General features: G+C 54.4%; 25 protein-coding genes and 3 pseudogenes. 13 read left to right on the top strand and 15 right to left on the bottom strand.

The window, feature by feature from the left end; genetic code table 11:
* Nucleotides 1–58: 58 nt before the first annotated feature.
* Complete coding sequence (gene sfnG, locus ACR8BN_RS19285) at nucleotides 59–1,144, top strand: dimethylsulfone monooxygenase SfnG (RefSeq protein ID WP_191938837.1); 1,086 nt, start codon at nucleotides 59–61, stop codon at nucleotides 1,142–1,144.
* Between the two features lie 145 nt (nucleotides 1,145–1,289).
* Here sfnG and ACR8BN_RS19280 read toward each other — a convergent pair.
* A pseudogene (locus ACR8BN_RS19280) lies at nucleotides 1,290–3,263 on the bottom strand (autotransporter outer membrane beta-barrel domain-containing protein).
* Nucleotides 3,264–3,467: 204 nt separating this feature from the next.
* A complete protein-coding gene (locus ACR8BN_RS19275; RefSeq protein ID WP_163658741.1) occupies nucleotides 3,468–4,358 on the bottom strand; it encodes a MurR/RpiR family transcriptional regulator in 891 nt (296 codons plus the stop codon).
* 472 nt (nucleotides 4,359–4,830) lie between these two features.
* On the opposite strand from ACR8BN_RS19275, the gene ACR8BN_RS19270 reads away from it, so the two are divergent.
* The gene (locus tag ACR8BN_RS19270) at nucleotides 4,831–6,951 is read left to right on the top strand and encodes a TonB-dependent siderophore receptor (protein ID WP_434747728.1); all 2,121 of its coding nucleotides are present in this window, start codon (nucleotides 4,831–4,833) and stop codon (nucleotides 6,949–6,951) included.
* Between the two features lie 22 nt (nucleotides 6,952–6,973).
* Nucleotides 6,974–8,080, top strand: coding sequence for an ABC transporter substrate-binding protein (locus ACR8BN_RS19265; RefSeq protein ID WP_434747811.1), 1,107 nt, complete (start codon nucleotides 6,974–6,976; stop codon nucleotides 8,078–8,080).
* On the opposite strand, the gene ACR8BN_RS19260 is transcribed toward ACR8BN_RS19265, so the two are convergent.
* From ACR8BN_RS19260 to ACR8BN_RS19240, 5 genes are all read right to left on the bottom strand, one after another.
* The gene (locus ACR8BN_RS19260) at nucleotides 8,069–9,052 is read right to left on the bottom strand and encodes an XdhC family protein (protein WP_425035756.1); all 984 of its coding nucleotides are present in this window, start codon (nucleotides 9,050–9,052) and stop codon (nucleotides 8,069–8,071) included. The two genes, ACR8BN_RS19265 and ACR8BN_RS19260, sit on opposite strands and share 12 nt — an antisense overlap.
* Nucleotides 9,049–9,615 carry a nucleotidyltransferase family protein gene (locus ACR8BN_RS19255; protein ID WP_039387890.1) on the bottom strand — a complete coding sequence of 189 codons (567 nt, stop codon included), beginning with the start codon at nucleotides 9,613–9,615 and terminating at the stop codon, nucleotides 9,049–9,051. Before ACR8BN_RS19255 ends, ACR8BN_RS19260 begins: the two co-directional genes overlap by 4 nt.
* A gap of 95 nt (nucleotides 9,616–9,710) precedes the next feature.
* A complete protein-coding gene (locus tag ACR8BN_RS19250) occupies nucleotides 9,711–12,095 on the bottom strand; it encodes a xanthine dehydrogenase family protein molybdopterin-binding subunit (RefSeq protein ID WP_109651436.1) in 2,385 nt (794 codons plus the stop codon).
* Nucleotides 12,092–13,084 carry an FAD binding domain-containing protein gene (locus tag ACR8BN_RS19245; protein ID WP_311967841.1) on the bottom strand — a complete coding sequence of 331 codons (993 nt, stop codon included), beginning with the start codon at nucleotides 13,082–13,084 and terminating at the stop codon, nucleotides 12,092–12,094. Before ACR8BN_RS19245 ends, ACR8BN_RS19250 begins: the two co-directional genes overlap by 4 nt.
* Nucleotides 13,081–13,569 carry a (2Fe-2S)-binding protein gene (locus ACR8BN_RS19240; protein ID WP_022624540.1) on the bottom strand — a complete coding sequence of 163 codons (489 nt, stop codon included), beginning with the start codon at nucleotides 13,567–13,569 and terminating at the stop codon, nucleotides 13,081–13,083. Before ACR8BN_RS19240 ends, ACR8BN_RS19245 begins: the two co-directional genes overlap by 4 nt.
* Before the next feature lie 439 nt (nucleotides 13,570–14,008).
* On the opposite strand from ACR8BN_RS19240, the gene ACR8BN_RS19235 reads away from it, so the two are divergent.
* Nucleotides 14,009–14,902: a LysR family transcriptional regulator gene (locus tag ACR8BN_RS19235; RefSeq protein ID WP_031591109.1), complete on the top strand. Its 894-nt coding sequence runs from the start codon at nucleotides 14,009–14,011 to the stop codon at nucleotides 14,900–14,902.
* Between the two features lie 20 nt (nucleotides 14,903–14,922).
* Here ACR8BN_RS19235 and ACR8BN_RS19230 read toward each other — a convergent pair.
* Nucleotides 14,923–15,144 (bottom strand): annotated as a pseudogene (locus ACR8BN_RS19230) (metal ABC transporter permease); the annotation flags it as partial.
* Between ACR8BN_RS19230 and ACR8BN_RS19225 the strand changes: the two are divergent.
* From ACR8BN_RS19225 to ACR8BN_RS19215, 3 genes and pseudogenes are all read left to right on the top strand, one after another.
* Nucleotides 15,144–15,260: pseudogene (locus ACR8BN_RS19225) on the top strand (phosphohydrolase); the annotation flags it as partial. The pseudogenes ACR8BN_RS19230 and ACR8BN_RS19225 overlap by 1 nt on opposite strands.
* Before the next feature lie 528 nt (nucleotides 15,261–15,788).
* A complete protein-coding gene (locus tag ACR8BN_RS19220; protein ID WP_311967839.1) occupies nucleotides 15,789–16,316 on the top strand; it encodes a type IV secretion protein Rhs in 528 nt (175 codons plus the stop codon).
* Nucleotides 16,316–16,741, top strand: a complete 426-nt coding sequence (locus tag ACR8BN_RS19215; protein ID WP_109651426.1) for a putative T6SS immunity periplasmic lipoprotein — start codon at nucleotides 16,316–16,318, stop codon at nucleotides 16,739–16,741. Before ACR8BN_RS19220 ends, ACR8BN_RS19215 begins: the two co-directional genes overlap by 1 nt.
* Before the next feature lie 130 nt (nucleotides 16,742–16,871).
* On the opposite strand, the gene ACR8BN_RS19210 is transcribed toward ACR8BN_RS19215, so the two are convergent.
* The 5 genes from ACR8BN_RS19210 to ACR8BN_RS19190 form a co-directional block, all read right to left on the bottom strand.
* Nucleotides 16,872–17,135: a hypothetical protein gene (locus tag ACR8BN_RS19210; protein WP_064703907.1), complete on the bottom strand. Its 264-nt coding sequence runs from the start codon at nucleotides 17,133–17,135 to the stop codon at nucleotides 16,872–16,874.
* Between the two features lie 97 nt (nucleotides 17,136–17,232).
* The gene (locus ACR8BN_RS19205) at nucleotides 17,233–18,084 is read right to left on the bottom strand and encodes a metal ABC transporter permease (protein WP_064703906.1); all 852 of its coding nucleotides are present in this window, start codon (nucleotides 18,082–18,084) and stop codon (nucleotides 17,233–17,235) included.
* Nucleotides 18,084–18,944: an iron/manganese ABC transporter permease subunit SitC gene (gene sitC, locus ACR8BN_RS19200; RefSeq protein ID WP_010246899.1), complete on the bottom strand. Its 861-nt coding sequence runs from the start codon at nucleotides 18,942–18,944 to the stop codon at nucleotides 18,084–18,086. The genes ACR8BN_RS19205 and sitC overlap by 1 nt, the downstream gene beginning before the upstream one ends.
* Before the next feature lie 2 nt (nucleotides 18,945–18,946).
* Nucleotides 18,947–19,762, bottom strand: coding sequence for a manganese/iron ABC transporter ATP-binding protein (locus ACR8BN_RS19195; RefSeq protein WP_031591112.1), 816 nt, complete (start codon nucleotides 19,760–19,762; stop codon nucleotides 18,947–18,949).
* Complete coding sequence (locus ACR8BN_RS19190; RefSeq protein WP_374044885.1) at nucleotides 19,759–20,649, bottom strand: metal ABC transporter substrate-binding protein; 891 nt, start codon at nucleotides 20,647–20,649, stop codon at nucleotides 19,759–19,761. The genes ACR8BN_RS19195 and ACR8BN_RS19190 overlap by 4 nt, the downstream gene beginning before the upstream one ends.
* 482 nt (nucleotides 20,650–21,131) lie before the next feature.
* On the opposite strand from ACR8BN_RS19190, the gene ACR8BN_RS19185 reads away from it, so the two are divergent.
* From ACR8BN_RS19185 to ACR8BN_RS19170, 4 genes are all read left to right on the top strand, one after another.
* Complete coding sequence (locus tag ACR8BN_RS19185; protein WP_137229245.1) at nucleotides 21,132–21,425, top strand: hypothetical protein; 294 nt, start codon at nucleotides 21,132–21,134, stop codon at nucleotides 21,423–21,425.
* Between the two features lie 247 nt (nucleotides 21,426–21,672).
* Nucleotides 21,673–21,918 carry a regulatory protein YcgZ gene (ycgZ, locus tag ACR8BN_RS19180; RefSeq protein ID WP_010246891.1) on the top strand — a complete coding sequence of 82 codons (246 nt, stop codon included), beginning with the start codon at nucleotides 21,673–21,675 and terminating at the stop codon, nucleotides 21,916–21,918.
* Nucleotides 21,919–22,092: 174 nt separating this feature from the next.
* The gene (locus ACR8BN_RS19175) at nucleotides 22,093–22,386 is read left to right on the top strand and encodes a hypothetical protein (protein WP_010670560.1); all 294 of its coding nucleotides are present in this window, start codon (nucleotides 22,093–22,095) and stop codon (nucleotides 22,384–22,386) included.
* A gap of 161 nt (nucleotides 22,387–22,547) precedes the next feature.
* On the top strand, nucleotides 22,548–22,802 hold the full coding sequence (locus tag ACR8BN_RS19170) for a biofilm/acid-resistance regulator YmgB/AriR (RefSeq protein WP_031591116.1): 255 nt from the start codon (nucleotides 22,548–22,550) through the stop codon (nucleotides 22,800–22,802).
* A gap of 475 nt (nucleotides 22,803–23,277) precedes the next feature.
* Here ACR8BN_RS19170 and ACR8BN_RS19165 read toward each other — a convergent pair whose 3' ends face one another.
* Nucleotides 23,278–23,472, bottom strand: coding sequence for a hypothetical protein (locus tag ACR8BN_RS19165; RefSeq protein ID WP_109651422.1), 195 nt, complete (start codon nucleotides 23,470–23,472; stop codon nucleotides 23,278–23,280).
* Between the two features lie 425 nt (nucleotides 23,473–23,897).
* Here ACR8BN_RS19165 and ACR8BN_RS19160 point away from each other — a divergent pair, with 425 nt between their 5' ends.
* Nucleotides 23,898–24,914, top strand: coding sequence for a substrate-binding domain-containing protein (locus ACR8BN_RS19160; RefSeq protein WP_115759093.1), 1,017 nt, complete (start codon nucleotides 23,898–23,900; stop codon nucleotides 24,912–24,914).
* A 116-nt stretch (nucleotides 24,915–25,030) separates the two neighbouring features.
* The gene (locus tag ACR8BN_RS19155) at nucleotides 25,031–25,426 is read left to right on the top strand and encodes a (R)-mandelonitrile lyase (protein WP_031591120.1); all 396 of its coding nucleotides are present in this window, start codon (nucleotides 25,031–25,033) and stop codon (nucleotides 25,424–25,426) included.
* Nucleotides 25,427–25,446: 20 nt separating this feature from the next.
* Here ACR8BN_RS19155 and ACR8BN_RS19150 read toward each other — a convergent pair whose 3' ends face one another.
* Entirely contained in the window at nucleotides 25,447–26,331 is an 885-nt protein-coding gene (locus tag ACR8BN_RS19150) for a LysR family transcriptional regulator (protein ID WP_069026858.1), read from the bottom strand.
* Nucleotides 26,332–26,422: the final 91 nt, after the last annotated feature.

Raw genomic sequence — 26,422 nt, 5'->3', positions numbered from 1 at the left:
CTTAAAGTTTGGAAAAATTAACTATTCCATTAATCCAGCTATATGCCAGGAGAAAACTATGTCACTGAAGCAACCTTTACAGTTCGCCTACTGGGTGCCGAATGTTTCGGGCGGACTGGTGATCAGTCAGATAGAGCAGCGTACCCGCTGGGATGCCGAATACAACCGCAAACTGGCGCAGATCGCTGAACAGGCGGGTTTTGATTACGCGCTGACGCAGATTCGGTTTACTGCCGGATATGGCGCAGATAATCAGCATGAATCGGTCACATTCTCGCAGGACTTACTCAGCCACACCTCGAAATTAAAAGTGATTGCCGCTCTGCTTCCCGGCCCGTGGAATCCGGTATTGGCGGCAAAGCAGATTGCCACCATCAGCCATCTTTATGGTCCACGCATCGCCGTTAATATTGTCAGCGGCTGGTTCCGGGGCGAGTTCAAAGCAATTGGTGAACCCTGGCTCGATCATGAAGAGCGCTATCTGCGTTCAGAAGAGTTTATTCGCTGCCTGCGCGGCATCTGGCGTGAAGAGAGCTTTAGCTTTGCCGGAGATTTCTATCGCTTCCGCGATTATGTGATGAAACCTAAACCGTTGTCACCGCTACCGGAAATTTTCCAGGGTGGCAGTTCACGCGCGGCGCGCGACATGGCCGCCCGGGTGTCAGACTGGTATTTTACCAACGGTAATACCCCGGACGGCGTCCGTCTGCAGGTCGCGGATATCCGTGAAAAAGCCGGGCGTAATCAGCATCAGGTCAGAATCGGGCTGAACGGTTTTGTGATTGCCCGCGAGAGCGAACAGCAGGCGCAGGCGGTGCTTCATGAGATCATCAGCAAAGCCAACCCGGATGCGGTAAAAGGCTTTCAGCATGAGGTCAAAAATGCTGGCAGTGCCTCACCCGAAGGAGAGGGGAATTGGGCGAAATCGTCGTTTGAGGATCTGGTGCAGTACAACGACGGCTTTAAAACCAATCTGATTGGCACACCGCAGCAGATTGCTGAACGTATTATCGAACTGAAGCAGGCCGGTGTGGATCTGCTGCTGCTGGCATTTCTGCACTTTCATGAAGAGGTCGAATTCTTTGGCCGCGAAGTGATACCGCGGGTCCGCGAACTGGAGGCTCAGGCTTTGATCGAAGCGTGAAAAAGGTACGCTACAGAAGAGAGTTATACCCGACTGCATCCGGGGCGTGATGAATGCTCAGATCTGCTGCAACGTCGCCCGCCGCTATCATTATGAGAGCGACAGACGACGTCTGCAGGGCTTTTCACTCCGCAAAGCAGATCGGTTAAAAGCGGGCGTTAAGCCCGACGTTCCATGTCACCTGATGCCTGTCGCTGTTGCCTGTGACCGCCGAGACGCCCGCAAAGGCATTCACCGAGGTGCCAAGCGGCACGCTCGCACCCACCGCCATATCGATCCAGTTATCATCACTGGAATCGCTGCTGCGGGTAAAGGCGGTGCGGGTCGATTTCAGTCCGGCGGTGACAGCCGAATCGCTGTCACCAAACTGGTGGTTGTAGCTGACCTGCGCCCAGGGATTGATCAGCAAATCTTTGCTGTCGATACGCCAGCCCACTGCGCCGATTTGAGAGTGCAGCGTCTGGTCGCCAAAGCGCATTGAGGTGCTGCTGTTGCCTTCCTCTTTATAGCCATCGACCTGGGTGTAGTCGAGCGCATAGCTGGCCACCGGGCCGGTAGAAACATAACTACCCAGCGGCAAATCCCAGCCGGTCTACAGCCGCATCCCCAGCACCTTACCGTTACTGTTGCCCTTTTCCGTGCGGGTCGCCGGTCCCAGCCTGATCTGACGCTCAATATCATCAAAGTCGAGATCCGCATAATGGGCATCCGCATTAATCCATCCCCGATCGAGATAATTCAACTGACTCCAGAGCGCCACCAGATTGCCGCGTAAACGGTAATCAAAGCGCGACGAGGGATCCTGACGTTGCGAGGTCGTAGAGAGCATGGCACCGGCCTGCCAGTGATCGGTCAGCTGATAGCCCACTCCCACGGTGCCGCTGGCACTGGTGGCATCACCATCCTGCAGGCTGTCACCGCGGAAATCACGCTGCTGTCCGGCATAACCGCCGAAGACCGTAAACTCCCCGGCGTTAGCGGGCTGCTGACGCTGCTGCTGCAGATGTCCATCCAGCGTATTGTGCGCATCGCCCACCAGCATCGACGGCGCCCGACTCAGCGCCGCCACCTGCAGCGGCGCATTCAGCACCGACTGAATGTAATCGGCGATCAGCGCATGGACCGCCGGGCTGGGATGCAGTCTGTCTGCAAACAGATACTGCTGTGACTGTGAAAATCCTGTCGTCGAGGAGGTGCAGTCCATCGCCGAGACACCTAGCGGACAGGCCATTCCGGCCGTATTAGTGAGTCCATACAGGCCCGGATTATCGATCACCTCATTAAACAGGCCATTGATATCCACCCGCGCGATGTTCCCGCGCGCGGCCACCAGCCCTTGCTCTTCAGCCTGGTTGTAACGGTCGGTGAGTGTCGCCGCCTCCTGACTCAGTAACTCCCAGGCGGCAATCAGCTGCTGCGCAATGGCATCCCGGATCAGCGGGATTGAAGAGATTTGTCCGGCCGCCTCGCCAAGCGCGTTTTCAATCGCCTGCTCTCTTGCGGCACGGTCAGGCGTAGTGGTGGTGCTCAGCGACTGAAACAGCGCCGCCGTAGCAGGTTGTGCCGCTGGGCCAAGCACCTGCAGAATCGCCTGCAGCAGGGCGGGCGTTGCCCCTACATTGGGTACCGTCGGAACAATCACCGTTCCTGCTCCGGCATCCAGCAACCGGCTGACCTGTGAGGCCGCTGCACTGGCGCTGTTATCCACTATCTGCCGGGCAGCGAGAGGGGCAAGAGCCGCCGCCGCTAAATCATTGCCACCAATCCAGTGAATATAGAGACCGTCCGGATCAGCCCGTCCGCCCCGCGCCGCAAGGTAGTTATCAAGCTGATCCTGAGTGTTAAACAGGGGATTAATCGCAGGCACCGCAACTGCGCCACCTTCGGCATAGTTGTTTCCGCCCTGCGATGAAGGGCGCAGGTTATCACCCAGCGACTGCGCTACGATCTCGTCATAGAGCGGATGGGTCGCGCCATCATAGGTAAAGCGCCCGACGTTCCCGCCATCACTCAGGCTATCGCCAAAGACGGTGAGGTCGCTCCAGGCCATCGCAGGCAGCGGCGACAGCAGGCTAAGCGTGGCACAGCAGAAAAGGTATTGCGCGTGAAGGGGTTTCATCAGTAGCTCCGCACAAATCAAATGAAAGTCAGTATGAGTAAGAACCGCGCCGGCTGGCGCAGCAAGCTGTAAGCGTAGACGGCTGAGGAAAGGGGTGGCAGAAAATACGGGATCGCGCTCGCAAAGCGGAGAAATTTGACTTAAAGATCAGCAGTGCCGGTTCAGGTGAAATACCGGGAACCCGCCACGGCGTCGTTACACTGGCTACTTTTTGCCGGCGGGTTTCAGTCCGCGATTAAGATCCTGTAACCGTTTCATCGTCTTAACGGTGCGCTGTGGCAGCGTTGAGGCAACGGACAGGATCAGCATCTCCAGACAGACCATAATCGTGCCGTGCAGGGGAATGCGTCCCTTCTCACCGCCGCGCGGCACATTGATTACGACATCCGCCTCGCGGGCGAAAAAGGAGTCGGTGGCGTTGGTCAGCAGAATTATCGGTATATCCAGCCGCTTCGCTTCACGCACCACGGTTGTCCCTTCCCGGTGCGCCGACTGCTGCGCCATCATGATCAGCACGTCGCCACGCTGTAGTGCCAGCATCTGCTCTGCCAGTGCAATACCGGCACGGTTAAGGGAAAAGGCGGGCAGCCCGATACGGTTGAGCAGCCGCACGCTGTAGTCCGCCAGAATACCAGAGGCGTTGATGCCGAAAATAGCGACCTGCCGCGCTTCGCCTAGCAGCGCCACGCTATCCGCTACCGCCACCCGATTCTGCGGCTGCGACAGCACCTCACAGGCGTGCCGGTGGCCCTCCAGCACAAAGTCGATGGCGCTGTTCACATCGCTGGTCACCTCACTGACAGTGGTGATCATCTTATCTTCAGAGGTCAGTGACGGGCCAAACCAGGCCTTAAGTGACTGCTTGAGGTCGCGCAGCCCGCTGAAGCCCAGCGCCTGAATCGCGCGGATTACAGTGGCATCAGAGGTGTGATTCGCCACAGCGATCTCCATCGCGGTGCTCTCCAGCACAGTTTCCCGCTGTTGATCGATATAACGCGCCACCGCCAGCAGGCGGGGTGAAAGCTGCTTTTCACGGGCGCGAAGACGCTCTGCCACCACATCCACTCTGTTTTTAACGGGCCTGTTTTGTTTCATGCTGCACCTGCAACTGGGGTTAAACGTGTGAAAGGCTCATCGGTAGTCTGGCTAAGGGGTCAGGTTTCAGGGCCGGGAGATGTAGTAAAAGCATCATGCCGCTTTATATTTCACCTGCTGACAATGTGGATTTAACCAAACCCCTTACCTCTCTATAAAAACATATTCATTATTTTCAATAAAATAAAACTGACAGCCAACATTTTTGCAGCGATAAACGACACGGCAAAAATGTAGTCAATTCTATTCAAATTATGTTTACTACTACAATAGCGGATGCTTGAATGATTCTCAATTACAGATGAGAAGTATTGTCGTCCGGGAGACGAAATGATGTCTGACCCCTGATGCGATTCTCCTCTGCTTAAAGCGCTGCATATTGCAGACCACCTCCAGGGAAGCCCTGAGTGACAGACCGTCATGCAGGGCGTATTTGCTTCAGAAACTGCCAGTAACAGACACCAAAAGAAAAATGAAAAACAAAGACTCACGATATCCGGCCCGGCACCCCGCTCTGGTCGTGGCGATCTGCAGCAGCATTATGCTGCCACAGGTCAATGCAGCAACCGACAGCGCTCCGGATATGACCGTGACCGCGGATGCCAGCTCAGAGGGAAGTTACAGCGCCACTCAGAGTAGCGTCGCCAGTAAAATGCCGACCGCGCGGCTTGATGAGGCGCAGTCTGTCAGCGTGGTGACGCAGCAGCAACTGGACGATTACCAGGCAAGCTCACTGGCGGATGCGATGCGCTTTGTCAGCGGTGTGACCGAAGCGAACACGCTGGCTGGCACTGAAGATGGCTTTGTCCGACGCGGATTTGGCAGCAACGCCGATGGCTCCATCTACCGGGATGGTATCCGCAGCAGTCAGGGATTGAATTTCGATGCCACGACCGAGCGGGTTGAGGTGTTGAAAGGCTCCTCCTCGCTGCTCTACGGCATTCAGAATCCGGGCGGCATTATCAATGTGGTCAGCAAAAAGCCGCAATACAGCTGGCACTCCAGCGTCAGCGGACGTTACGCCAGTGAAGGTGGCGGTGCAGGCACGCTGGATGTCACCGGTCCGCTGGGCAACGGTTTCGCCTTCCGCCTGATCGCCGAAAAGCAGGATCAGGATTACTGGCGCAACTTTGGCAGTGAAGAGCACACACTGCTGGCACCCTCTCTGCAATGGTATGGCGAGCAGGCAAGTTTTCTGATCAGCTATGCCGACTACCGCTATGACATTCCCTACGATCGCGGCACGGCCTTTATCGACGGCAAGCCAATCGACATCGGTTATAAAGATCGGCTGGATGACAAAGCCAATCACGCCTGGGGCCATAACAAAACCCTGAATGCCCACTATGACTGGCAGTTTAATGATGAGTGGCGAACCCGGTTAACCCTGGGCTGGAACCAGCGGCGCTATGATAACAATGAAGTGCGCGTGACGGCGGTGAACGCCAGCAGCGGCGTGGTCACACGTCGCGCCGATGCCAATCGCGGGTTTAACCATAAAACCAAATATCTGAGCTGGGATCTGCTGGGCAATCCCGAAATTCTGGGTATGCAGCACGCGCTGGTGGTGGGCACCGACTATGAGATGAACCAGACTTATCGTGCCCATCAGTATCAGGGCAAGGTCAACCGCCAGTTCAACTATTACTCGCCTGAATATGACCTGCTGTCACCGGTCACGGACGCCAGCACGGAAAATAGCGCAGCCGCCAATAACCTGAACCGCATTCATAGCCGGTCGCTCTACGCCAAAGACAGCATTTCTCTGTCACCCGACTGGATTGTGGTGGTTGGCGGTCGTTATCAGCATTATGAACAGCGCGCCTCGCGCGGATTTAATCCGCAGGTGGAAACCCTGAATGATGAGGGTAATAAGTTTCTGCCGCAGGCGGGGGTGATCTACAAACTCACACCTGACCTCTCTTTCTACACCAGCGTCAGTAAGTCGTTCACGCCGTCAACCGATGTCGATGATGATGGCAATGTCGGCAAACCGGAACAGGGCACCAGCTGGGAAGTTGGCAGTAAATGGCAACTCTCGCCGAAACTGTTTGCCACCGTCGCGCTCTATCGGATAGATGAAAAAGCGATGTCGCTGAATATTAATGGCAGCACGCGGGCTATTGATAAAGCCCGTTCGACCGGTGCTGAGTTTGAGCTGAATGGCGAAATTGCACCCGGCTGGGATTTGAGTGCGAACTACAGCTATGATCAGGCAGAGATCGTTAATGACCGGGTAAATCCGGATAACAATGGCAATAGTCTGCAGAATGCGCCGCGTCATGCCGGTGCGCTCTATCTCAGTCATGAGATGCAGATCAGCAGCCTGCCCGGCTCGTTCCGGCTCGGCGGCGGCGCACGCTATGTCGGCAGCCGTGCGGGCGATCCCGATAACAGTTTCACCCTGCCCGACTATGTGGTGGCAGGCAGTTTCGTGGCATGGAACAACCGCCTGTTCGGTGAAAAAACACAGCTACGTCTGAACATCAATAACCTGTTTAACCAGCACTACTACAGTTCAAGCGGCGGCAACCTGCGCGTCCGTGAAGGTGAAACCCGCAATCTGATGGTACAGGCCCGTGTTGAATTTTAAATCGCTGCGCTGTGCATTATTGATGCTTAGCGTGATACTGGTCAGCACCGGCGCGACCGCCCGGACGCTGACCGACATCACCGGCCGTGAGGTAGAGATACCCGATCATCCGCAGCGTATTGTGCTGGGTGAAAGCCGGATGCTCTATAGCATCGCGCTGCTTACGCCCGGCAATCCGCTGCAGCATATCGCTGGCTGGCCACAGGATCTGAAAAAGTATGATCCCCAGACCTGGCAGATTTTTGCCAGGAAGTTTCCGCAGATGGAGGACATTCCCGTTCTGGGTCTGGATGGCGTCAATGACATGAATCCCGAACAGGTGATCGCACTGAAACCGGACCTGGTGATCCTGCCGCAGCTGGCGCGCGGCAATGAAAGCGGAGCAGTGCTGGAGAAGATGCTCAGCGCGGCGCATATTCCGGTGGTGAAGATCGATCTGCGGGTTGAGCTGCTGAAAAATACCGAGCGCAGCATGACGCTGCTGGGTGAGGTGCTGAATCAGCCGCAACGGGCTGCTGACTTCAATCGCTTTTACCGCAGCCACATGCAGCGCATTGAGAGCCGACTGGCGGACTATCACGGTGCTAAACCTAAAGTTCTGTTGCAGCTGCATCTCGGGCGGCGCAGTGAATGCTGCGTGACGTCGGTGAATGGCAATCTGGGTGAGCTGCTGCGCTTTGCCGGAGGCGACAACATCGCCAGTCAGCAGATCAAAGGCGTGTTCGGGCGGCTGAGTGAGGAGAGTGTGATTGCGGCACAGCCGGACTATTACTTCGCCACCGGCACTGGCAGCGCCGATGAAGCGGGAGCCTTAAAACTCGGCCCTGCCATCACAACAGCACAGACCCGGCAGAGCCTGCTGGCGCTGACCGGTCAGCAGAATGCGCTGAAGCAGCTGACGGCATTACGGGACGGTCACGCCGGGGCAATCTGGCACAACTTTTACCTCAGTCCGTGGCACGTGGTGGCGACAGAATTCTTCGCCACCACGCTCTACCCGCAACTGTTCCGCGATGTCGATCCTGAACAGACATTGCGGCAGCTGTTCCATGATTTCCTGCCGATCCCCTATTCAGGCAGCTACCTCTATCGGCTCGCGCCCGAGGCGACGCCGGGATCAGGCGGCTGACAGCCCGCGATTTTTCACCCGGACAATATCGGCCATCACCGACAGCGCAATCTCCGCCGGGGTTTTGCTGCCGATGGGCAGGCCGATGGGCGCATGGATGCGGTCCAGTTCGGCACGATCCATTCCGGCGATCTGTTGCAGTCGCGCCCGTCGTTTCTCGCTGTTTTTCGCCGAGCCCATGATGCCGATATAGAACGCGGGTGTCGCGATCGCCTCCATCATCGTCAGGTCGTCAATGCGGGGATCGTGGGTCAGTGCCACAATCGCCACCGCTGCATGCGCGCCGTTCAGCTCCAGCCAGCGCGCCGGATGCTGTGACACCAGCGTCACGTTGTCCGCAGCGCTGAAGTGACTCTCCAGCTCCGTCAGCATCTCCGGTCGGTGCTCACAGACCCGCACGTGAAATCCCAGCATCTGCCCGAGCCGGATGCACTCATATGCCACAGTCGAGTAGCCCGCGATCAGCAGTTCAGGTATCGCACCAACCGGCAGTAACATCTGCTGTTCACTGGCATCCAGCGCAGGCAACACCCTGTCCGGGGCGATCACTTCCCACTGCGCACGTTCACCGGGTCGTATCATTTTCACCATCGGCTGCTGTCCGCTCAGCGCGCGCTGCATCGCCCTTAGCAGCGCCAGCGTGGCATCATCGGGCGGCAGAAACTCAATGACGATCTCCAGGCTGCCGCCGCACGGCAGGCTGACGTCAGGACGCATTCCGCCTTCACCGTACCGCACCCGCTGACTGCTGGCGCGATAGGCACCTGCCGCCAGCTGCGCCAGAAAGTCCTCTTCAATGCAGCCGCCCGACAGCGATCCGCAGTAAGCACCCGTTTCATTGACCGTCATCAGGGTGCCAGGCGCGCGCGGCGAAGATCCATAGGTGCGCAGCACCGTGCAGAGCCAGACCTGCTGACCCGCCTGGCAGCTGCTCAGTGCCGCATTAATCACACGTTGATCCAGCGTTATCATGAAAATTCCTCTATCAACTGCAGATCAGCGGGGAGATCGATATCACACAAACAGCCGCGATCCTGAAGCGGCAACCGGACGGCGAGTGACTTCACCGCCGCCTGCGGCCCGGCATCGCCCTGTAGCGTGCTCAGCATCGGGTAGCAGTGGTGCTGAAAGCCCACCGGATGGCCCGGCCTGCCGTCAATCCACGGCCTGACGATCGGCGCGTCCGCCAGCGCAGCGCTGACGGCGCGGTAACTTTCGGGCGTGACAAACGGCATATCGCCCAGCGCAATCAGCCAGCCGTCATAGTCACGGCTGGCTTTAACACCTGCGGCGATCGATTCGCCCAGCCCGCCGCTGTCACACAGCACCAGGGTAGCCTGCGAGCAGAGCGCCTTAAGCGCAGCGGCGTCCGGGCGCGTGACCACAAACAGGTCAAGACCACAGGCAGCAGCCTGTTCCAGTGTGCGTTGCAGCACCGGTTTGCCATTCAGGTCGGCCAGCAGCTTATGCCCACCTGCCTGCTGGCGAAAACGGCGACTCAGCCCGGCAGCCAGCACAATCAACGCTATCTTCACTTTTTCTCTCCGCTAAGCGTGAAAAACGGGCGCAGGTTTCAGCCCGCGCCCGCATATCCTCACATCGACCTGCTGGCAGCAGGTCAGGAACAGGCTCAGATAATCTTATCGAGAGTAATAGGTAAGTCGCGCACCCGCTTGCCGGTGGCATGGAACACCGCATTACTGATGGCTGCCGCAACGCCCACGATACCCAGCTCACCCACGGCTTTACCGCCCATGGTTGTCGCCTCAAAATCGGGCTCGCCAACGTTGATGGTGGTAATGCTCGGAATGTCTCCATTAACCGGCACCAGATAGTCGGCCAGGTTGTTGTTGATCACCCGACCATTGCGCGGATCGACGATGCCCTCTTCCATCAGCGCCTGACCGACGCCCATGATCATGCCGCCAATCCACTGGCTGCGCGCCAGTTTAGGGTTGTAGAGACGACCGCTGTCGAGCGCCGCCACCATCCGTTTGACGCGGATAGTGCCGAAATCTTCATCGACCCGCACTTCGACAAACTGCGCGCTCCAGCTGTGGGCCGAGAATTTTTCAGGCCGGCTCATGTCATTGAGATTACGCACCATCTTGTCGCGCTCGCTCTGTGACAGATCGTCCGGGAAAGTGCCGCCTTTCACCGTCAGACTCTCCGCCGGTGCCAGGCTTGCCAGGCGGGCAAATGAGACCGCCAGACCGCTGCGCAGATTATGCTGAACCCCGTCGCCTTTCAGCGTGAGCTGAGATGCCGGAGTGCCATTCAGTGGCGACTGTGGCAGCTCGCTGGCGAGTTTCAGCAGCTGGTCGCGCATTCGTCTGGCGGTATCGTTCACCGCCGCGGTCACGTTGCCCGCCAGCTGCGATCCACCTGCGACACCGGCACGCGGCAGCTCAGTATCACCCAGCTGAACCTCGATGGTGGTGGAGGCGACGCCAAGAATGTCGGCAGCGGTCTGCGCCAGGATGGTGTAGGTCCCGGTGCCGATATCCGCACCGGCGCACTGCACCACAAATTTACCCTGTGGCGTCAGGATGATTTTTGCCTCAGCAGGCAGTTTGTTGACCGGATAGGTGCCAGAGGCCATGCCCCAGCCAATCAGTTCACGCCCTTCGCGCATTGACCGCGGCGTCATAATGCGCTTATCCCAGCCAAAGGCTTCAGCCCCTTTCTGATAGGCTTCTTTCAGGCGACGCGAACTCCACGGCAGATCGAGCTGATAATCTTTGTCCGCCCAGTTGCGCAGACGCAGTTCCAGCGGATCAATATTCAGGGCATAGGCCATCTCATCCATCGCTACTTCAAGACCAAAGGCACTGGGGTTTTCACCTGGCGCACGCATCCAGCCTGGCGTCACGGTATTGATCGGCCTGACCTGATGCTGTGCGGAGACGTTGCCCACCGCATACATGCGGGCGGTGACTTTGCTGCAGTTCTCAGCAAATACATCGATTAATGAGGTCTCACTGAAGCTGCGCTGGATAATCGCCTGGATCTTGCCGTCACGCGAGGCACCCAGTTCCAGCTGCTGCGAGGTGGCGGGACGTCCGCCCAGACCGGTAAAGGTCTGCGGTCGGGTCAGCGACACTTTGATCGGACGCTTTAGTGCTCGTGATGCCACACTGGCCAGTGCGACGTGGGTGTAAGGCACCGGCTTGGACCCAAATCCCCCGCCGACATAGGGCGAAATAATCCGCACATCTTCAACGTCAATGCCCATCCACTCGGCGATTTCCACCTGCGCGCCTGCCACCCACTGACTCGGCTCCCAGACGGTAATGCGTCCATCCTGCCACTCAGCGACACAGGCGTGCGGTTCCATCGGCATGTTGTATTCGCGCGGCGTGGTATAGCGCTGGCTCAGACGCACCTCGGCCTGCTGCATCGCCGCCTGTGCATCGCCCATATCGATATCCTGTTTCGATACCGGTTTCGGTTCGACACCCTCATCGGTGGCAAAAATCAGTGCAGGCGAGGTTTCATAGTCGATCTCCACCAGCGAGGCAGCATAAGTCGCCTGCTCAAACGTCTCTGCCACTACCAGACCGATGTTCTGACCGTTGTGAATAATCACATCGTCCTGAATCGGGGTATAGGTTGACTGCGCCGCGCCGCCGTCTGCAATCGCAGTGGGTTTGTTGATTTTCAGGGTGTTCAGATGGGTATAAACCGCCACCACACCCGAGGCCTGCTGCGCCTTTTCCGTCGACATCCGGCTGATACGGCCGCTGGCAACAGTAGACTGGATCACCACGCCATAAAGCGGATTTTCCGGCTGATGTTCTACCGCATATCGCGCCTCACCGGTGACTTTTACTTTGCCGTCACCCCGCGAGCGCCCGGCGCCCAGTCCCTCAATCGAATCGGTGGTTTCTGGTTCCGCCGTGGCAGTATCACTGGCACTGGCGCTTTGCATACTCAGACCCAGGCTGCCCGCCGCTGAGATCGCCGCCGTCGCCTTCAGTAACTCCCGACGTGATTTGTCATTTACGTCACTCATGCGGTTTCTCCTGCTGCCATCAGCGCACGTGCAATCACACGCGGCGCCAGTTTTACTTTATAGGCGTTGTGGGTCAGCGCCTGCGTCTCCTGAGTAATCCGTTCTGCCGCCTGGAAGACCGTCTCTTCATTAAACGGCTGGCCCTCCAGCGCCTGCTCCACCGACCTGACCCGCCAGGGTTTGGTGGCGACGCCGCCCAGCGCAATATGCACCTTACGCATCACGCCGTTCTCCAGGGTGAAGCCTGCGGCCGCGCTGGCTGCAGCAAACTCATAAGAGCTGCGGTCACGGACTTTAAGGTAGTGTGAGTGTCGCAGTGACTCGGTTTGCGGCACTTCAATGCCCACAATAATTTCGTCATCGCGCAGATCGTGCTCACGGTCAGGTGTGTCACCCGGCAGCAGGAAGAAATCATCAATCGCGATGCGGCGGGTTTCGCCCTGCTGATTCTGCAGGACCACGATGGCGTCAAACGCCACCAGCGCCACCGCCAGATCGCCGGGATAGACCGCGATGCAGCTGTCGCTGGCGCCCAGGATGGCATGATTGCTGTTAACGCCATCCAGTGCGGCGCAGCCGGAACCCGGATTGCGTTTGTTGCAGGCGGAAAAGGTCGCCGGATCGCGGTAATAGGCGCAACGGGTACGCTGGCGTAAATTACCGCCCAGCGTGGCCATGTTACGAATCTGCGGTGACGCGGCCTGCCACAGGCTGCCGTAGATGGCTGGCGCGTTCTGCTGGCAGGCGGGATGATCCGCCAGGCTGCTCATGGTGACCAGCGCGCCGGCCATGATCTTATCGTCGTCAAACTGCAGGTTTTTAAGCCCGCTCAATCCAGTGATGCCGATGAGCTGTGGGGGCGTAAAGACCCCACACTTCATCAGATCGAGCTGTGTGGTGCCACCTGCCAGCAACTGGCTGCCAGACTGCTGTTTCAGGGCTGCGGCTTGCTCAGGCGACTGCGCGACTTTCCAGCTGAATTCATTCATGCGGACTCCTTCGCCATCTCTGCTGCGGCCTGTTTAATCGCATCCACAATGTGCGGATATGCTCCACAGCGGCAGAGGTTGCCACTCATATATTCACGGATCTCATCTTCTGAACCCGCATGACCCTCTTTGATGCAGGCGACGGCGGACATAATCTGACCCGGTGTACAGTAGCCGCACTGGAAGGCGTCATTCTCCATAAAGCAGCGCTGCACCGGGTGCAGCTCACCTTCGGTGGAAGCCAGCCCTTCAATGCTGGTTACTTCGGCGCCATCCGCCTGGGCCGCCAGCGTCAGGCAACTCAGCACCCGCTGGCCATTAATCAGTACCGTGCAGGCACCGCACTGCCCCTGATCGCACCCTTTTTTGGTGCCGGTCAGGTTAAGATGCTCACGCAGCGCATCAAGCAGGGTGACACGGGGATCGACCTGCATCTGCTGCGACTGACCATTAACCTGCATTGTTAGCGATATTTTTTCCGACATTGTCTGCTTCCCATTGTTGGGGGCCAAAAGATGTAATTTTTTATAGGTTTATTTCTGACGGGGTTCGAATCGGGGGAAAATCGTGATAACCCTAATCTTTACGCGCGTATCTCTGCTTTAAGGTTTAGCAGCTTTTTGGCAATTTTGCGGGGAAGCCGGGAAAAGTAAGTGTTATCTGAATGGCGGAGCGAGGTTGAATCGGGATAAATACGTATTCGTACAACATTCATCTTAATGATTTTATTAATTTTATTGAAAAAATCTTTTATAGCCGTCATTCATAGGGTTTATCGGTGCGCCTCATTAATCCTGCCGCGAAATGTGCAACCCTGACAGGCTATTTGGGGTCTGATAGCAGGTCGGGTAGCGAAGCCGCAGGTAACGTCGATAAATCGGCCTGTCCCGACCGGGATAACCGATCAAACAGGTCAGAGGGCCTATGCTGAAAGAAAATTTTAACGATCTGATCTATCTGGTGGTGGTAGCAGAAGAGCGCAGCTTCACCCGGGCAGCGGCGAAGCTGGGTGTGTCGCAGTCGGCACTGAGCCACGCGATTCGCGCTCTGGAAGAGCGTCTTAACGTCCGATTGCTGACGCGCACTACACGCAGCGTTGCCCCGACAGAAGCGGGTGAACGGCTGATCACTACCCTCGCCCCGCTGTTCAGCGAGATTGAGTCTGAACTGGTCAGTGTCACTGACAGTCAGGGGAAAATCTCAGGCAACATTCGTATCACCGCAGGCGAACATGCGCTCACCTCTACACTCTGGCCGCTGCTCAGGCCCTTTCTTCAGCAATACCCCGATGTCCATGTTGAAGTGTCGGTGGATAACAGTCTGACCGATATTGTCAGCGGCCGTTTCGATGCCGGCGTGCGACTGGGTGAGCAGGTCGAAAAGGATATGGTGGCGGTGCGCATCGGGCCGGACTGGAATATGTGTGTGGTGGCAGCCAGCAGCTATTTTGAGCAGCATGGCAGACCCGAGACGCCCTATGATTTACAGCATCATAACTGCATCAACCTGCGGCTGCCGACGCTGGGTGGCCTCTATAACTGGGAGTTTATGCGTGATGGCAAGGAGATCAGGGTCAAAACGCAGGGTCAGTTAATTTTTAATCATCTCGCGTCGCGCATTGATGCGGCACTGAGCGGGATGGGGATCTGCTATGTGCCGCAGGATAGCGTTGCGGAACACCTCAAAAGTGGCCGTCTGGTTCAGGTGCTGGCTGACTGGTGTGAGCCTTTTCCAGGTTATTATCTTTACTACCCCAGCCGCAGACAGCACACCAGCGCCTTTACACGTTTGATTGATGCGGTGCGTTATCGCGGTTGAGAGACAGCCGCGATAGCCAGTCAGCTGGCATTAAGCCGCTGGCGCTCCAGCTGCCGCGTTTTGCGGCCTGAGATCACCATCGCCACGATAAACACCAGTGCAAACAGCACCACGATCGTGGGTGCTGGCGCGCTGTCGATAAAGAACGAGAGATAGACCCCACTCAGCGACACCAGCACCGACACCACGACAGCCACCAGCAGCGCATGTGAAAAGCGTCGGGTAAGCAGAACTGCGATAGCACAAGCCAAAGATGACTTTTGGTAATGTAAAAGCAGATGTACTGTCAGACAAGGATGCCCATTTCAAACTGATTAACTTCTGCAGCATTGTCCGCCAGTCGCAGTGGCAGAGCTGATACCAGACGGTGTAAAAAGGCAGATCTCATGAAAGCGCCACATTTGGCAGAAACCCTGCCATTTTCTGTGGCGCTTTTCAGGGAGAGCTTTAATAATTTTTGTTTTATACGCCTTTGCTGAACAGTTTGGTCAGCTGTGAGATCCCTATCGGCAGACCGCTCATAGTTACTTTAACGTGACGAACTTACAGGTATACTCGCGGATGTGAAAAAAGTAATGAACGTGCATCATCCTTTTCGGCTTACTGAAAATTTAGATTTTGAGATTTTATTCACCAGATGATGATCTCAATCCTTTACAATGTGTAGGACAGGGACTTCAGGATAAAAAATGGCAATAGTTTGCCACCGGGATTACACCTCAAGCTAAAAGCTCCTCGATTAACGGCCAAAACCATATTTGAGACAACTCCCGTCTTTTTTGCTAAAATCCATCACCAGTCGTGGTATTCAGATAAGTTAACTATAGGTGAATTGAGTCGGAACACTCTATTCATTAATTAAAATCAAGAGATTAAGGAGGATTTCATGAGTGATAATGAAGGGAGTCAAAGGCTCCTGACACCTGGCGAAATAGTGTTAGCAAAATCAATATTCGGAAATTCAATCGTCTATCCTCGCGTGTGGATTCATCATGCAAGTTACTTTCCCTTCAAACTTCAGGGTAGAAATACCGCAATGAGCCCCAATGGAGAATTATATTTCCGGGACTGGTATTGCGAGAACTTTTCAATTCAATCTTTTCAGTTTCAACATCTTTTCATCCATGAAATGTCGCATGTCTGGCAGTATCAAAGGGGCATATGGGTACGTATGAGAGGCCTTGTTAGTGGTTTTGTTAGCTACGAATACTCTTTTGAAGACAATAAAAAGCTGTTTGATTATAGATTAGAACAGCAAGCACAAATTATTGCTGATTACTTCTTGCTTTCTAAATTTGGGCTTAATATGTGGCTGGCAAGACGTGGTAAAGATGGCGAAGTTTCTTATGTTGGATCAGTAGACAACAAGATTTATTCAAAATATCAAAAAGTTCTTGAGGGGTTCCCGTTCTAATGAATATTTTAACCAAGACCTTAATCCCTGTAGTTTTTCTCTTGAGTGGTTGCACGCTGGGCGAAAACCTGGATAATCGATATACTAAAGAAACACCTGTTCCGGCCCATGTCCAGAATAGCGATGTATGTGTTTCTTTACCAATAAAAAGTGATGAAAAGGTTGTATCCGCGTTAACTTACAATATGAAAAAACCCTCAGAACAAGTTATTTTCCCTGCTGACAAAAAACCCAAAGCTGGCCTTTTTTGCATTCAGCCAGAAGAAATAAAATTTGAAAATGGGCAAAAATACCTCATTTACATTGAAGTGAATAAAAAAGCAGGCGATGAGAATAAAAAGGCAACAAGAAAGGCCTATGTCTCTACCTTCCAGGCTGTACAACAAGGCAACAACCTGACGATCACCCCAGCAATGAAACAATAAATTGAAACCCCGCACACTTTGTATGCGGGTTAATTTACCAGATTGCAGCCAACCAATTTCCACCCCAAACCAGTCAATTCAACCAAAATTATTATTATATTTTTTTCACATGGTGATGAAAATATCTTTCTTATTCTTCAGCTGATTCAATTAAAATCGTCACTTCTGTGAGCTTTTCATCGATTTGCTCGGAGCTATCCACAATAGTTATAAACTTCGTATGAATATGCAGACTCTCATCTCGCTTAAAAAGTGCAAGTTCAGTCATTGAATCATTTCTTTGATAGCATGTGGTAGGCTTAAATTCTCCATCAACATACCCCATCGGAGGATCACCGAACTCCAGTTCAGTGAGACCAATCACGTTACTTCCTTTTCTGATCTCAAATATCATTACGATTTCCTTTGAGTAATGTTCATAGTTTTAGAATACTCTGAACATCCGCTTGCACATAAAGCCCCAACTTACCGCATTCATGCTGGTCATCACTCTACTCATACCTGCCGCTCTCGTGAAGTTTCAGACGCTCCAGCTGTCGCGTTTTGCGGCCTGAAATCACCATCGCCACGATAAACACCAGTGCAAACAGCACCACGATCGTGGGTGCTGGCGCGCTATCGATAAAGAACGAGAGATAGACCCCGCTCAGCGACACCAGCACCGACACCACGACAGCCACCAGCAGCGCATGTGAAAAGCGGCGGGTAAGCAGAACTGCGATAGCACCGGGCGCGATCAGCAGGGAAATCGACAGAATGATCCCTACTGCTTTCAGCGTCGCCACAATGGTCAGCGATACCATGCAGAGCAGCCCGTAATGCAGCCAGCGTGCGGGTAAGCCAGAGACCTGTGCCTGCTGCGGGTCAAAACTGAACAGCATAAAATCACGCCATTTCACCGCAATGACCCCGACGATAACCGCTGCGATAAGCGATGTCTGAATTATGTCAGCGCCCGTAATGCCCAGCATGTCACCAAACAGAATGTGATCAAGATGCACCTCCGGTTTCACGGCGATATAGAGGATCAATCCCACCGCAAACATGCCGGAGAAGACGATTCCCAGCACCGTATCCTGCTTGATGCGACTGTTGTCCTGCAGAAATCCGCTGGCAACGGCACAGAACAGACCGGCGACAAACGCACCCACCGCCAGCGGCAGCCCGGCCATCCAGGCGAGGACGATGCCGGGGAATACCGCATGGCTCATGGCATCGCCCATCAGCGCCCAGCCTTTCAGCACCAGAAAGACCGACAGCAGCGCACAGGGGATCGCCACCACCAGCGCAATCAGCAACGCACTGTTCATAAAAGCGAACTGAAAAGGTTCAAAGATCCACATCAGCCAGGCTCCTTTTCGGGACGATGTCGGCCACGACGCCGGTTAGCCAGCAAGCCATGTTTGGGCGCAAAGACAAACGCCAGCAGGAACAGCAACGTCTGCGCCACCACGATGATGCCGCCCGTTGCGCCATCCAGGTAGTAACTTGCCCACGCACCGAGAAAACTGGTGATACTGCCAATCGCTACGGCAATCATCAGCAGACGCGGGAAGCGATCGGTGAGCATCCAGGCTGTCGCGCCTGGCGTCACCACCAGACAGATCACCAGAAATGCACCAACGGTTTGCAGCGCCGCCACGGTTGAGACTGCCAGCAGGGTAAAGAAGAGGACTTTCAGTCGTTCAGGGCGCAGTCCGATAGCGCGCGCGTGATTCTCATCAAAGAAGGTGACCATCAGATCCTTCCACTTAAACAGCAGAATGATGATCGACAGCCCGCCAATCAGCGCCAGCTGGAGTATATCCGCGGGCGCAATCGCCAGAATATTGCCGAGCACAATGGTCTGAATGTTTACCGCGGTCGGATTGAGCGACACCATAAACAGACCCAGACCAAAGAAGGAGGAGAAGATCAGGCCGATGATTGCATCTTCTTTTAAGCGGGTGCGCTGATTGAGTAACAGCATGCTGCCCGCCGCCAGCCCGCCTGAGAGAAACGCGCCCAGCGCAAAGGGCAGTCCCAGCATGTAAGCACCCGCTACGCCCGGCACGATGGAGTGCGACAGCGCATCGCCAATCAGCGACCAGCCTTTGAGCATCAGGTAGCAGGAGAGAAACGCACACAGGCCGCCGACCATGGCGGAGACCCACATCGCGTTGAGCATGTAGTGATAACCAAAAGGCTCCAGTAACAGTTCCATGGTCAGTTCCCGTCTTCAGGTGCCGTACGTGGCGCAATAAAAGGCCGCTCATCGTCGGTGATAATCTGATCGTCCAGCCCTTTCACCATTACATGACGCAGCACCCCACTGAACGCGCGCTCAAGGTTGGCGGCGGTAAAGGTGGTGCGGGTCGGGCCGCTGGCCAGAATGGTGCCTTTGACCATCACGGTGTAATCACAGAACTCCGTGACCGATCCCAGATTATGCGTTGAGACCAGCATCGTCTTGCCTTCATCGCGCAGCTCACCCAGCAGGCTGATGATTCTGGCCTCAGTCTGAACGTCCACGCCGGTAAACGGCTCATCCAGCAGGATAACGCTGCCCTGCTGGGCAATGGCGCGCGCCAGAAATACCCTTTTTTTCTGTCCGCCGGAGAGCTCACCGATTTGACGATGGCGGTAATCCAGCATATCGACCCGCGCCAGCGCATCACTGACAATCTGCTGGTCGTGTGGTTTGGGTCGACGCAGCAGGCCCATATGACCGTAGCGACCCATCATTACCACATCTTCCACCAGCACCGGAAAAGACCAGTCTACCTCTTCCGACTGCGGCACATAAGCGACCAGACTCTGACGCAGTGCTTCACGGGTTGGCATGCCGAGCACCGAGATGCTGCCGCTGGCGAGCCGGACAAAGCCCATCAGCGCTTTGAACAGGGTTGACTTGCCGGAGCCATTCACACCCACCAGCGCCGCAATCGATCCACCCGGCACGCTGAAGCTGGCATCATGCAACGCGGTGTGACCGTTGCGATAGGTCACGGTGACATCGGAAACAACGATGGTGTCTGTCATTGCGCTTTCTCTCCCGCTTTAATGCCCTGCGCCAGCGTCTCCGTGGTGACTCTGAGCAGATCCAGATAGGTCGGCACCGGTCCCTGAGCGTTGCTTAAAGAGTCGACGTAAAGCACCCCACCGTAATGCGCACCCGTTTCCCGCGCGACCTGCCGGGCTGGCTTATCCGACACGGTGCTTTCACTGAACACCGCCGGAATAGCATTTTTCTTCACCTGGTCGATCACTTTTCTCACCTGTTGCGGCGTGCCTTGCTGATCAGCATTTACAGGCCACAGGTAGAGTTCTTTCATGCCCAGGTCGCGAGCCAGATAGGAGAATGCGCCTTCGCTGGTCACCATCCAGCGTTTATCCTCCGGGATGTCGGCAATCTGCTGGCGTAGGGGATCCAGTGCTGCGGTGATTTTTTGCTTATAGGCGGCTGCGTTCTGGCGATAGGTTTCCGCATTCGCCGGGTCATATTTCACCAGCGCATCACGGATATTATCGACATAGATCAGCGCATTGTCCGGAGACATCCAGGCGTGCGGATTCGGTTTACCGTTATAAGGCCCCTCGCCAATACCGATCGGTTTTACCCCGGCAGAGACAATCACTTCCGGCACCCCATCCAGATGCTGATAAAAACGCTCAAACCAGCGTTCGAGATTAAGCCCGTTCGCCATGATTAACTGCGCACCCTGCGCCCGTTTGATATCGCCGGGTGTCGGCTGATATTCGTGTATTTCAGCACCCGGTTTGGTAATGGAAGTGACTTCGGCCGCATCCCCCGCCACGTTTTTTACCATGTCAGCGATGACCGTAAACGTCGTCACTACCTTAAATTTTTCTGCTGCATAGCTGCTGGTCGCCATCAGGGTTGTCAGTAGCGCACTCAGTAGCATCATGGTTATTTTTCTTTTCGGGACCATAGGGCGATCTCCAGAGGTGATTAAAAACAGAACATAATTAGCATAGGCTATTTTTTATAGCACAGGCTATACCTTTGTAACAGCGAAGGGTTGTGAAGTTTCTTCAGCGTCCGGGCCCGAATGTGAAGTTTTGTAAGCGAACCGCTTTACTTGTTGATATGTAAAAATTTAATTTCAATGATGGGAAGTTTATGGAAAGTGTGATGTATAGCTATAACCGGGTTTTACACCTTTCTCATCTGTGGTTGAGTAAACCGCAGGAACGAAAACAGGATTAAAAAGAGGCCATCCTGACGGCGCAATTTACCGAAAAGCGTTCTGACACCTGGCGGCACCCACATGACACGCACAGCAGACCGACAATTAAAATAATCTTATTAATAGGCTGAATTGATTAAGCTTCGTAAATTTTTTTGCTACAGTTAATGTTACTTACCGCAATCACCCAGGAGGATAATTTGTATTTTTCCAGCGACGAAAAAGCGAATGTCATCATTGGCGAAGCCGCAATGAACCTGTTTAATGTCGGTCAGGAAGTGAATGTTGAACTGCTAATTAATGAACTAAGGGTCATGGCTGACTCTGAAGTTAATGAGACTCGCCTTGAGCAGATGCAGCATGCGCTTCAATGGCTGATGGGGTTCAAAACCATCGGTTCCCGCAGCACCGCCCCGGCGAACTGGCTTGCCAAAACCACTGGCAAAGAGCCCGCAGCTCCCGTCTCTGCCGATGACATCTTCTTTAAACACTAACCTATGTGTGCCGTTCCTCTCCGGCCTTAATCTTCAGGTCGGAGCGTCGGTGGGGTGTGAATGATACAAGAATCTGGTACAATTTTTACCTCGCCACAAACTCCTCGTAACACCCTGTTTTAAAAGTCTTAGCACTTTTTGCACAAAAAAATTAATCCCAAAAATCCAAAATTCTGTACAAGTTTTGCAAAGATGTATAACTTGCGCATCAAGAGTGCATACATTTAAACCACCTGAGGACAACAACATGCGTCAGAACGGACAAGCCCCGGAAACGATCAGCGATATTGCCCGTTACTTCAATCAGGCCAGTTCACCGTCGCAACAGGAGACGCTGGGTTCGGTTGTGGTGGAAATTCTGCGCGCAGGTCATAGCCTTAGTCGGAAAACGATTTGCAGTAAACTGCTGAGTCGCCTTGAACTGGCTGCCACGCCAGAAGAAGAGAGTCATCTGCATGAACTCATTGCGATGCTGTTTCGTCGCGAAGATTAATGCCCTCTCACGGTCGTGCATGTTAATCAGGACGTCTGTTTCAGCCATCACCCAGGAAGATCTATCCTAGCAATAAAGCCCAGCTCTGCTTCCCGTATCGGGTGCACTAAGTCGCACCCGCTGACGCATACGGACCCGCAGCATGGCCATTGATTCGCAATCAGAGAAGCCAGTATGTACAGAAGTGAAGATGAGAAACTGACAGATGTTATGATCGGCGAAGCCGTTCTGACATTACTCAAGTCAGACAAACCGGTATCCAGCAACGCCTTAATCGCACAGCTCGAACTGATGGCTGCTGATGCTGACGACGCCGTGAAAGTGTCAGTGATTCGCAAAGCCATCACTGAAGTCCGTAATGGTATGGTTGCCGCGCGCAAACGCGTACAGGGCGACGGTGCCGAACGTGATAACACGGCTCATCGTATGAACAGTGATGGCCCGCCTGAAGGTTCGAAAAAGCACTGATTGAGCGTACTGCGTACCTGATACATGCGGCTAATTTTAAGCGAAGCGGCAGACCTGAACAGAATTTTTAAGGCGGGCTGGGCAAAACGAAAACTGCGCCTACACTCGTTTTTGACTTCAACCATTGCATCTGACTCATTTTCCTCAGAGAAAGAATAATCATGCAGCATTCATCATCAGATTCTTCAATCATTGACTACTTCCGTAGCGCAGGCGATCAGCTTGCTCCGGAAACTGAACTGCTGGGCGCAGTGATTCGTGACATTGTTGCTGATCAGGGACGTGTAACCAATAAAGCGATCATCCTCTATTTGATCGCTGAACTGGAATGCACTTCAGATGCTGTCAGGCTGGATGTGTTACGCAAAACGCTGGAAATCGTGGTTGGCCGCACGCCAGACGATACCGGCATCTGATACGCCATTCTGCGTTATCTCTGGTAACGCAGGATCCCCTGCCTGCAACGCCCGCTTTTGTTTCCATCCCTGACTTTCACTGTATACCCGATATGCCACACAGAAATTATCCGATATAAAAATTCTCTTGCAGGTTAATGATGTGGCAGGGATTTGATCCCGACGATAACGCTTTTCTGCAATCATGCCTGAAGAAGATCATTCAGACCTAATAAGACCTGCCAATGAAAAGATGCACTTCTTTATCAGAAATTCGCTACTCATTATGAATAATCAACAGAAGGATCTGACTGACATTTTTAATTTTGTCATCAACCGTCTCGCTGAATAAAAAAGAAACGATCGACTCACAGTAAAATCCCTTTTAAAGGCTGCGAGCAATATGCAAAGCCTCTTATGCTCGCCGATGTCAAAGGTAGCAGGGCCGCTATAATGACACAGTCCGGGATAACGCCCGGCATCAGCCCTGTCAGCCTTAATGCATCTTACGAGTGAAAAAGCTTATCGCTTCCTGACACAATGCTTTCAGCCTGCTGTCACGCGTCTCTTCGCTCAGGCGAAACAGCGCGTCCGTAATGTGGTGGAAATGAACCGGCTCTCCCGCCTTGATCAAATCACTGACTACCGCACCAACCAGCGCACGGATTTCATTATCGTTGTCGTACTTCACACGACCTCCCGATGGTGTATGCATATACAGTCTATCATTATCGGGAGCCAAAAAACAAAAAAGCCGTCGGGCGGGAAATATAAGCGAAGCGGCAGAAAGGTTATTAACTATACAGCCTCAGAATATTATCTGGATTTATTTTTACCCGGCGCAGCCCTGAAGCTATAAATAGCTAAAACGGAGGTAGCAAGCGCTGTAATCTATTTTTGCCCGTTTATGATGATAGTCGGGTATTTATATATCGGGGAAACAGACTCCCGGCTGAATGTGTTATAAACACTTTTACGACTTACAGTTTATTGCGATAACCTGCGCGGCAGCTTTCCCGGCCTGATATGTTCTGACCAGCCTTTCACAAATGATCATCAGACAATGGCCAGCAGTATGATAAAACTATCGTCATCCTCTGGTGTCACGAGCAGCATATGGCTAAATTTACCCTGAAACAGATTGCGGCCCAGTCGGGACTCAGTCTGGCGACCATCGACCGGGCCCTGCATCAGCGCGGCAATGTGCATGCCACGACCCAGCACCGAATCCAGCAGGCGATAGCAGACCTGGAACTGATGCAAAAAGCGGGGCTCGCCAGGGGAAGAACAATCTATTTTGACGTCATCATGCATACACCTGACCGCTTTCAGCCACTGATACGTGAGGCGTTCAGCAGTCAGATTGCCAGCTTTACTGCCTTTAAACTTCAGTTACGTTTCCACTTCGGCGCGAATCTTACAGCGGAGGCGATTAACGCGCTGCTGAATAAAAAAGCGTTGCATAGTCACGGCGTCATTCTTAAGGCAGCCTGTTCCGGTGAACTTAATCCCACCCTTGAATCACTGCTGAAACAACGCGTTCCGGTGGTCACCATGATGAGCGACCTGCCCGGTAGCGCGCGCCTGCGCTACATTGGCATGGATAATTTTGATGCCGGTAAAGTGGCGGCTTTTCTGATGTCTAAATGGCTGCGGGTGAGTCGTTCGCATATTGTGGCAGTCACCGGCAGTCACGATTTCATTGGCGAACAGGAGAGAATTCAGGGGTTTCAGCGAGCAATGGAGGAGTTTGCGCCCCAGCATCAGGTAAGCGTGGTGGCAGGCGGTTATGGCATTGACGCCCGGATGCAGCAGTCGGTGACACAGTTTTTGCAGAGCCATCCGGATGCAGATGCGGTCTATACAGTCGGTGGCGGTAATCCCGGCATACTGCGCGCATTTGCCGAACAAAAGCGGACAGTTAACGCTTTTATTGGTCACGATCTCGATCGGGAAAATCGTGCACTGCTGCAGGCCGGTAAAATTGATGCATTGATCGAGCATAATTTACAGCTTGATGCGCTGCACGCCTTCAGAACGCTGCTGGCGTTTCATGGATTTTTGCCCGCCTCAGAACCGCCCGCGCCCTACTCTAAAATCAACATCATCACCCGTTACAACATGACAGCCTGAAAAACTGTCAGGCAATTAATGAGCCCGGCTCATAACCGTTTGCCGACTGAGCGGGCTAATCACACTCCGGCTTGCCGGTTACACTGTGCATGACACGTTAACAACAGGAGTGAGTAATGAAAATTATCGCCAACGGATCGCTGCCTTCGCGTAAAGGACCTGCTGAATATTTTACCGGCACGGTTCGGATTGATGCGCCATTCCAGGCAACCGAACCCGCCCGCGTGGGTGGCGCAACGGTGACTTTTGAACCCGGTGCCCGTACCGCATGGCATACCCATCCACTCGGGCAAACCCTGATAGTCACGCATGGCCAGGGCTGGATTCAGTGTGAGGGTGAAGCCATTCAGGTGATGAACACCGGTGATATCGTCTGGATCCCGGAAAACGTGAAGCACTGGCACGGTGCAACGCCGGATAACGCCATGACGCATATTGCTATCGCTGAGTCACTGAACGGCTCGCCGGTGGACTGGCTGGAGCAGGTCAGCGATCGGCAATATCAGCGCTAAATCAGACGTGCATTCTGTCGCTAGAGTCTGACGTGATCGATCAGCGCCCTTAGCTTGGGCGCCAGATTTTTTCGGCTGGGAAAATAGAGATAGAAACCGGCAAAGGCGGGCAACCATGCGTCGAGCAGGGTCACCAGTTCGCCACGTGCGATGTAAGGCTGGAAGGTTTCTTCCATGCCAAAGCTGATGCCGCCCCCGGCGCAGGCGGTGCGAATCATCACCCCCATATCGTTGGTGGTGAGTTGCGGATTGACGGCAACATCAAACTCGCGCCCCTGCTCTGCGAACTCCCAGCGATAAGGGGCCAGACCTGGCCCTTTTCGCCAGCCGATGCAGCGGTGACTGACCAGATCCTGAGGATGTTGCGGCGTGCCTGCGCGAGCCAGATAGGCGGGTGACGCCACCGCCACCTGACGCTGCGCGGTAGATACCGGCACCGCAATCATATCCTGAGCAATCACCTCCCCCAGCCGCACGCCCGCGTCATAGCCCTGTCCGACAATATCAAACTCCTCATCGGTGACGGTGATATCCAGCTCAACCTGCGGGTAAGCGGTCATAAAGCTCGCCAGCAGTTCTCCCCCCAGCATCCGCTCTGCAATCGAGGAAATAGCCAGCCGCAGCTGGCCCCGAGGTTCTGCAGCCAGTTCTGCAATATCGGTCACGGCGCGATTGAGCTGGTTGATCGCCGGCGCCACTTCGGCATAAAGCCGCTGCCCGGCTTCTGTCAGCTGAACCGAGCGTGTGGTGCGCTGCATCAGCGTGATGTTAAGCCGGTCTTCCAGACGTCGCAGACTCTGGCTGATCGCCGGACGCGTAACACCCAATTGTTCTGCGGCCAGCCGGAAATTTCGCGTCTGCGCCACAATCACAAAAACTTCGAGAGCATTTTTATCGGCATTCATTGGTCAGATTGAGTTACCAGTGAGTAAAGCGTTCGGTGTATTATCTTTATAATCCAGTCGCCGTATGATCGCCAGTGACAACCTGACTGGA

This window comes from Pantoea sp. Lu_F5_004 (genome assembly GCF_051136245.1).
GTDB classification, from domain to species: Bacteria; Pseudomonadota; Gammaproteobacteria; order Enterobacterales; family Enterobacteriaceae; genus Pantoea; species Pantoea agglomerans.
This window is presented reverse-complemented; position numbering and strand designations above follow the sequence as displayed.

What these genes read in the sequence shown, in the direction of transcription:
- sfnG (WP_191938837.1), top strand. Translation starts at nt 59, where the DNA reads ATGTCACTGAAGCAACCTTTACAGTTCGCCTACTGGGTGCCGAATGTT.
- ACR8BN_RS19275 (WP_163658741.1), bottom strand. Translation starts at nt 4,358, where the DNA reads ATGAAACAAAACAGGCCCGTTAAAAACAGAGTGGATGTGGTGGCAGAG.
- ACR8BN_RS19270 (WP_434747728.1), top strand. Translation starts at nt 4,831, where the DNA reads ATGAAAAACAAAGACTCACGATATCCGGCCCGGCACCCCGCTCTGGTC.
- ACR8BN_RS19265 (WP_434747811.1), top strand. Translation starts at nt 6,974, where the DNA reads ATGCTTAGCGTGATACTGGTCAGCACCGGCGCGACCGCCCGGACGCTG.
- ACR8BN_RS19260 (WP_425035756.1), bottom strand. Translation starts at nt 9,052, where the DNA reads ATGATAACGCTGGATCAACGTGTGATTAATGCGGCACTGAGCAGCTGC.
- ACR8BN_RS19250 (WP_109651436.1), bottom strand. Translation starts at nt 12,095, where the DNA reads ATGAGTGACGTAAATGACAAATCACGTCGGGAGTTACTGAAGGCGACG.
- ACR8BN_RS19245 (WP_311967841.1), bottom strand. Translation starts at nt 13,084, where the DNA reads ATGAATGAATTCAGCTGGAAAGTCGCGCAGTCGCCTGAGCAAGCCGCA.
- ACR8BN_RS19240 (WP_022624540.1), bottom strand. Translation starts at nt 13,569, where the DNA reads ATGTCGGAAAAAATATCGCTAACAATGCAGGTTAATGGTCAGTCGCAG.
- ACR8BN_RS19235 (WP_031591109.1), top strand. Translation starts at nt 14,009, where the DNA reads ATGCTGAAAGAAAATTTTAACGATCTGATCTATCTGGTGGTGGTAGCA.
- ACR8BN_RS19220 (WP_311967839.1), top strand. Translation starts at nt 15,789, where the DNA reads ATGAGTGATAATGAAGGGAGTCAAAGGCTCCTGACACCTGGCGAAATA.
- ACR8BN_RS19215 (WP_109651426.1), top strand. Translation starts at nt 16,316, where the DNA reads ATGAATATTTTAACCAAGACCTTAATCCCTGTAGTTTTTCTCTTGAGT.
- ACR8BN_RS19210 (WP_064703907.1), bottom strand. Translation starts at nt 17,135, where the DNA reads ATGATATTTGAGATCAGAAAAGGAAGTAACGTGATTGGTCTCACTGAA.
- ACR8BN_RS19205 (WP_064703906.1), bottom strand. Translation starts at nt 18,084, where the DNA reads ATGTGGATCTTTGAACCTTTTCAGTTCGCTTTTATGAACAGTGCGTTG.
- sitC (WP_010246899.1), bottom strand. Translation starts at nt 18,944, where the DNA reads ATGGAACTGTTACTGGAGCCTTTTGGTTATCACTACATGCTCAACGCG.
- ACR8BN_RS19195 (WP_031591112.1), bottom strand. Translation starts at nt 19,762, where the DNA reads ATGACAGACACCATCGTTGTTTCCGATGTCACCGTGACCTATCGCAAC.
- ACR8BN_RS19190 (WP_374044885.1), bottom strand. Translation starts at nt 20,649, where the DNA reads ATGATGCTACTGAGTGCGCTACTGACAACCCTGATGGCGACCAGCAGC.
- ycgZ (WP_010246891.1), top strand. Translation starts at nt 21,673, where the DNA reads ATGCGTCAGAACGGACAAGCCCCGGAAACGATCAGCGATATTGCCCGT.
- ACR8BN_RS19175 (WP_010670560.1), top strand. Translation starts at nt 22,093, where the DNA reads ATGTACAGAAGTGAAGATGAGAAACTGACAGATGTTATGATCGGCGAA.
- ACR8BN_RS19170 (WP_031591116.1), top strand. Translation starts at nt 22,548, where the DNA reads ATGCAGCATTCATCATCAGATTCTTCAATCATTGACTACTTCCGTAGC.
- ACR8BN_RS19160 (WP_115759093.1), top strand. Translation starts at nt 23,898, where the DNA reads ATGGCTAAATTTACCCTGAAACAGATTGCGGCCCAGTCGGGACTCAGT.
- ACR8BN_RS19155 (WP_031591120.1), top strand. Translation starts at nt 25,031, where the DNA reads ATGAAAATTATCGCCAACGGATCGCTGCCTTCGCGTAAAGGACCTGCT.
- ACR8BN_RS19150 (WP_069026858.1), bottom strand. Translation starts at nt 26,331, where the DNA reads ATGAATGCCGATAAAAATGCTCTCGAAGTTTTTGTGATTGTGGCGCAG.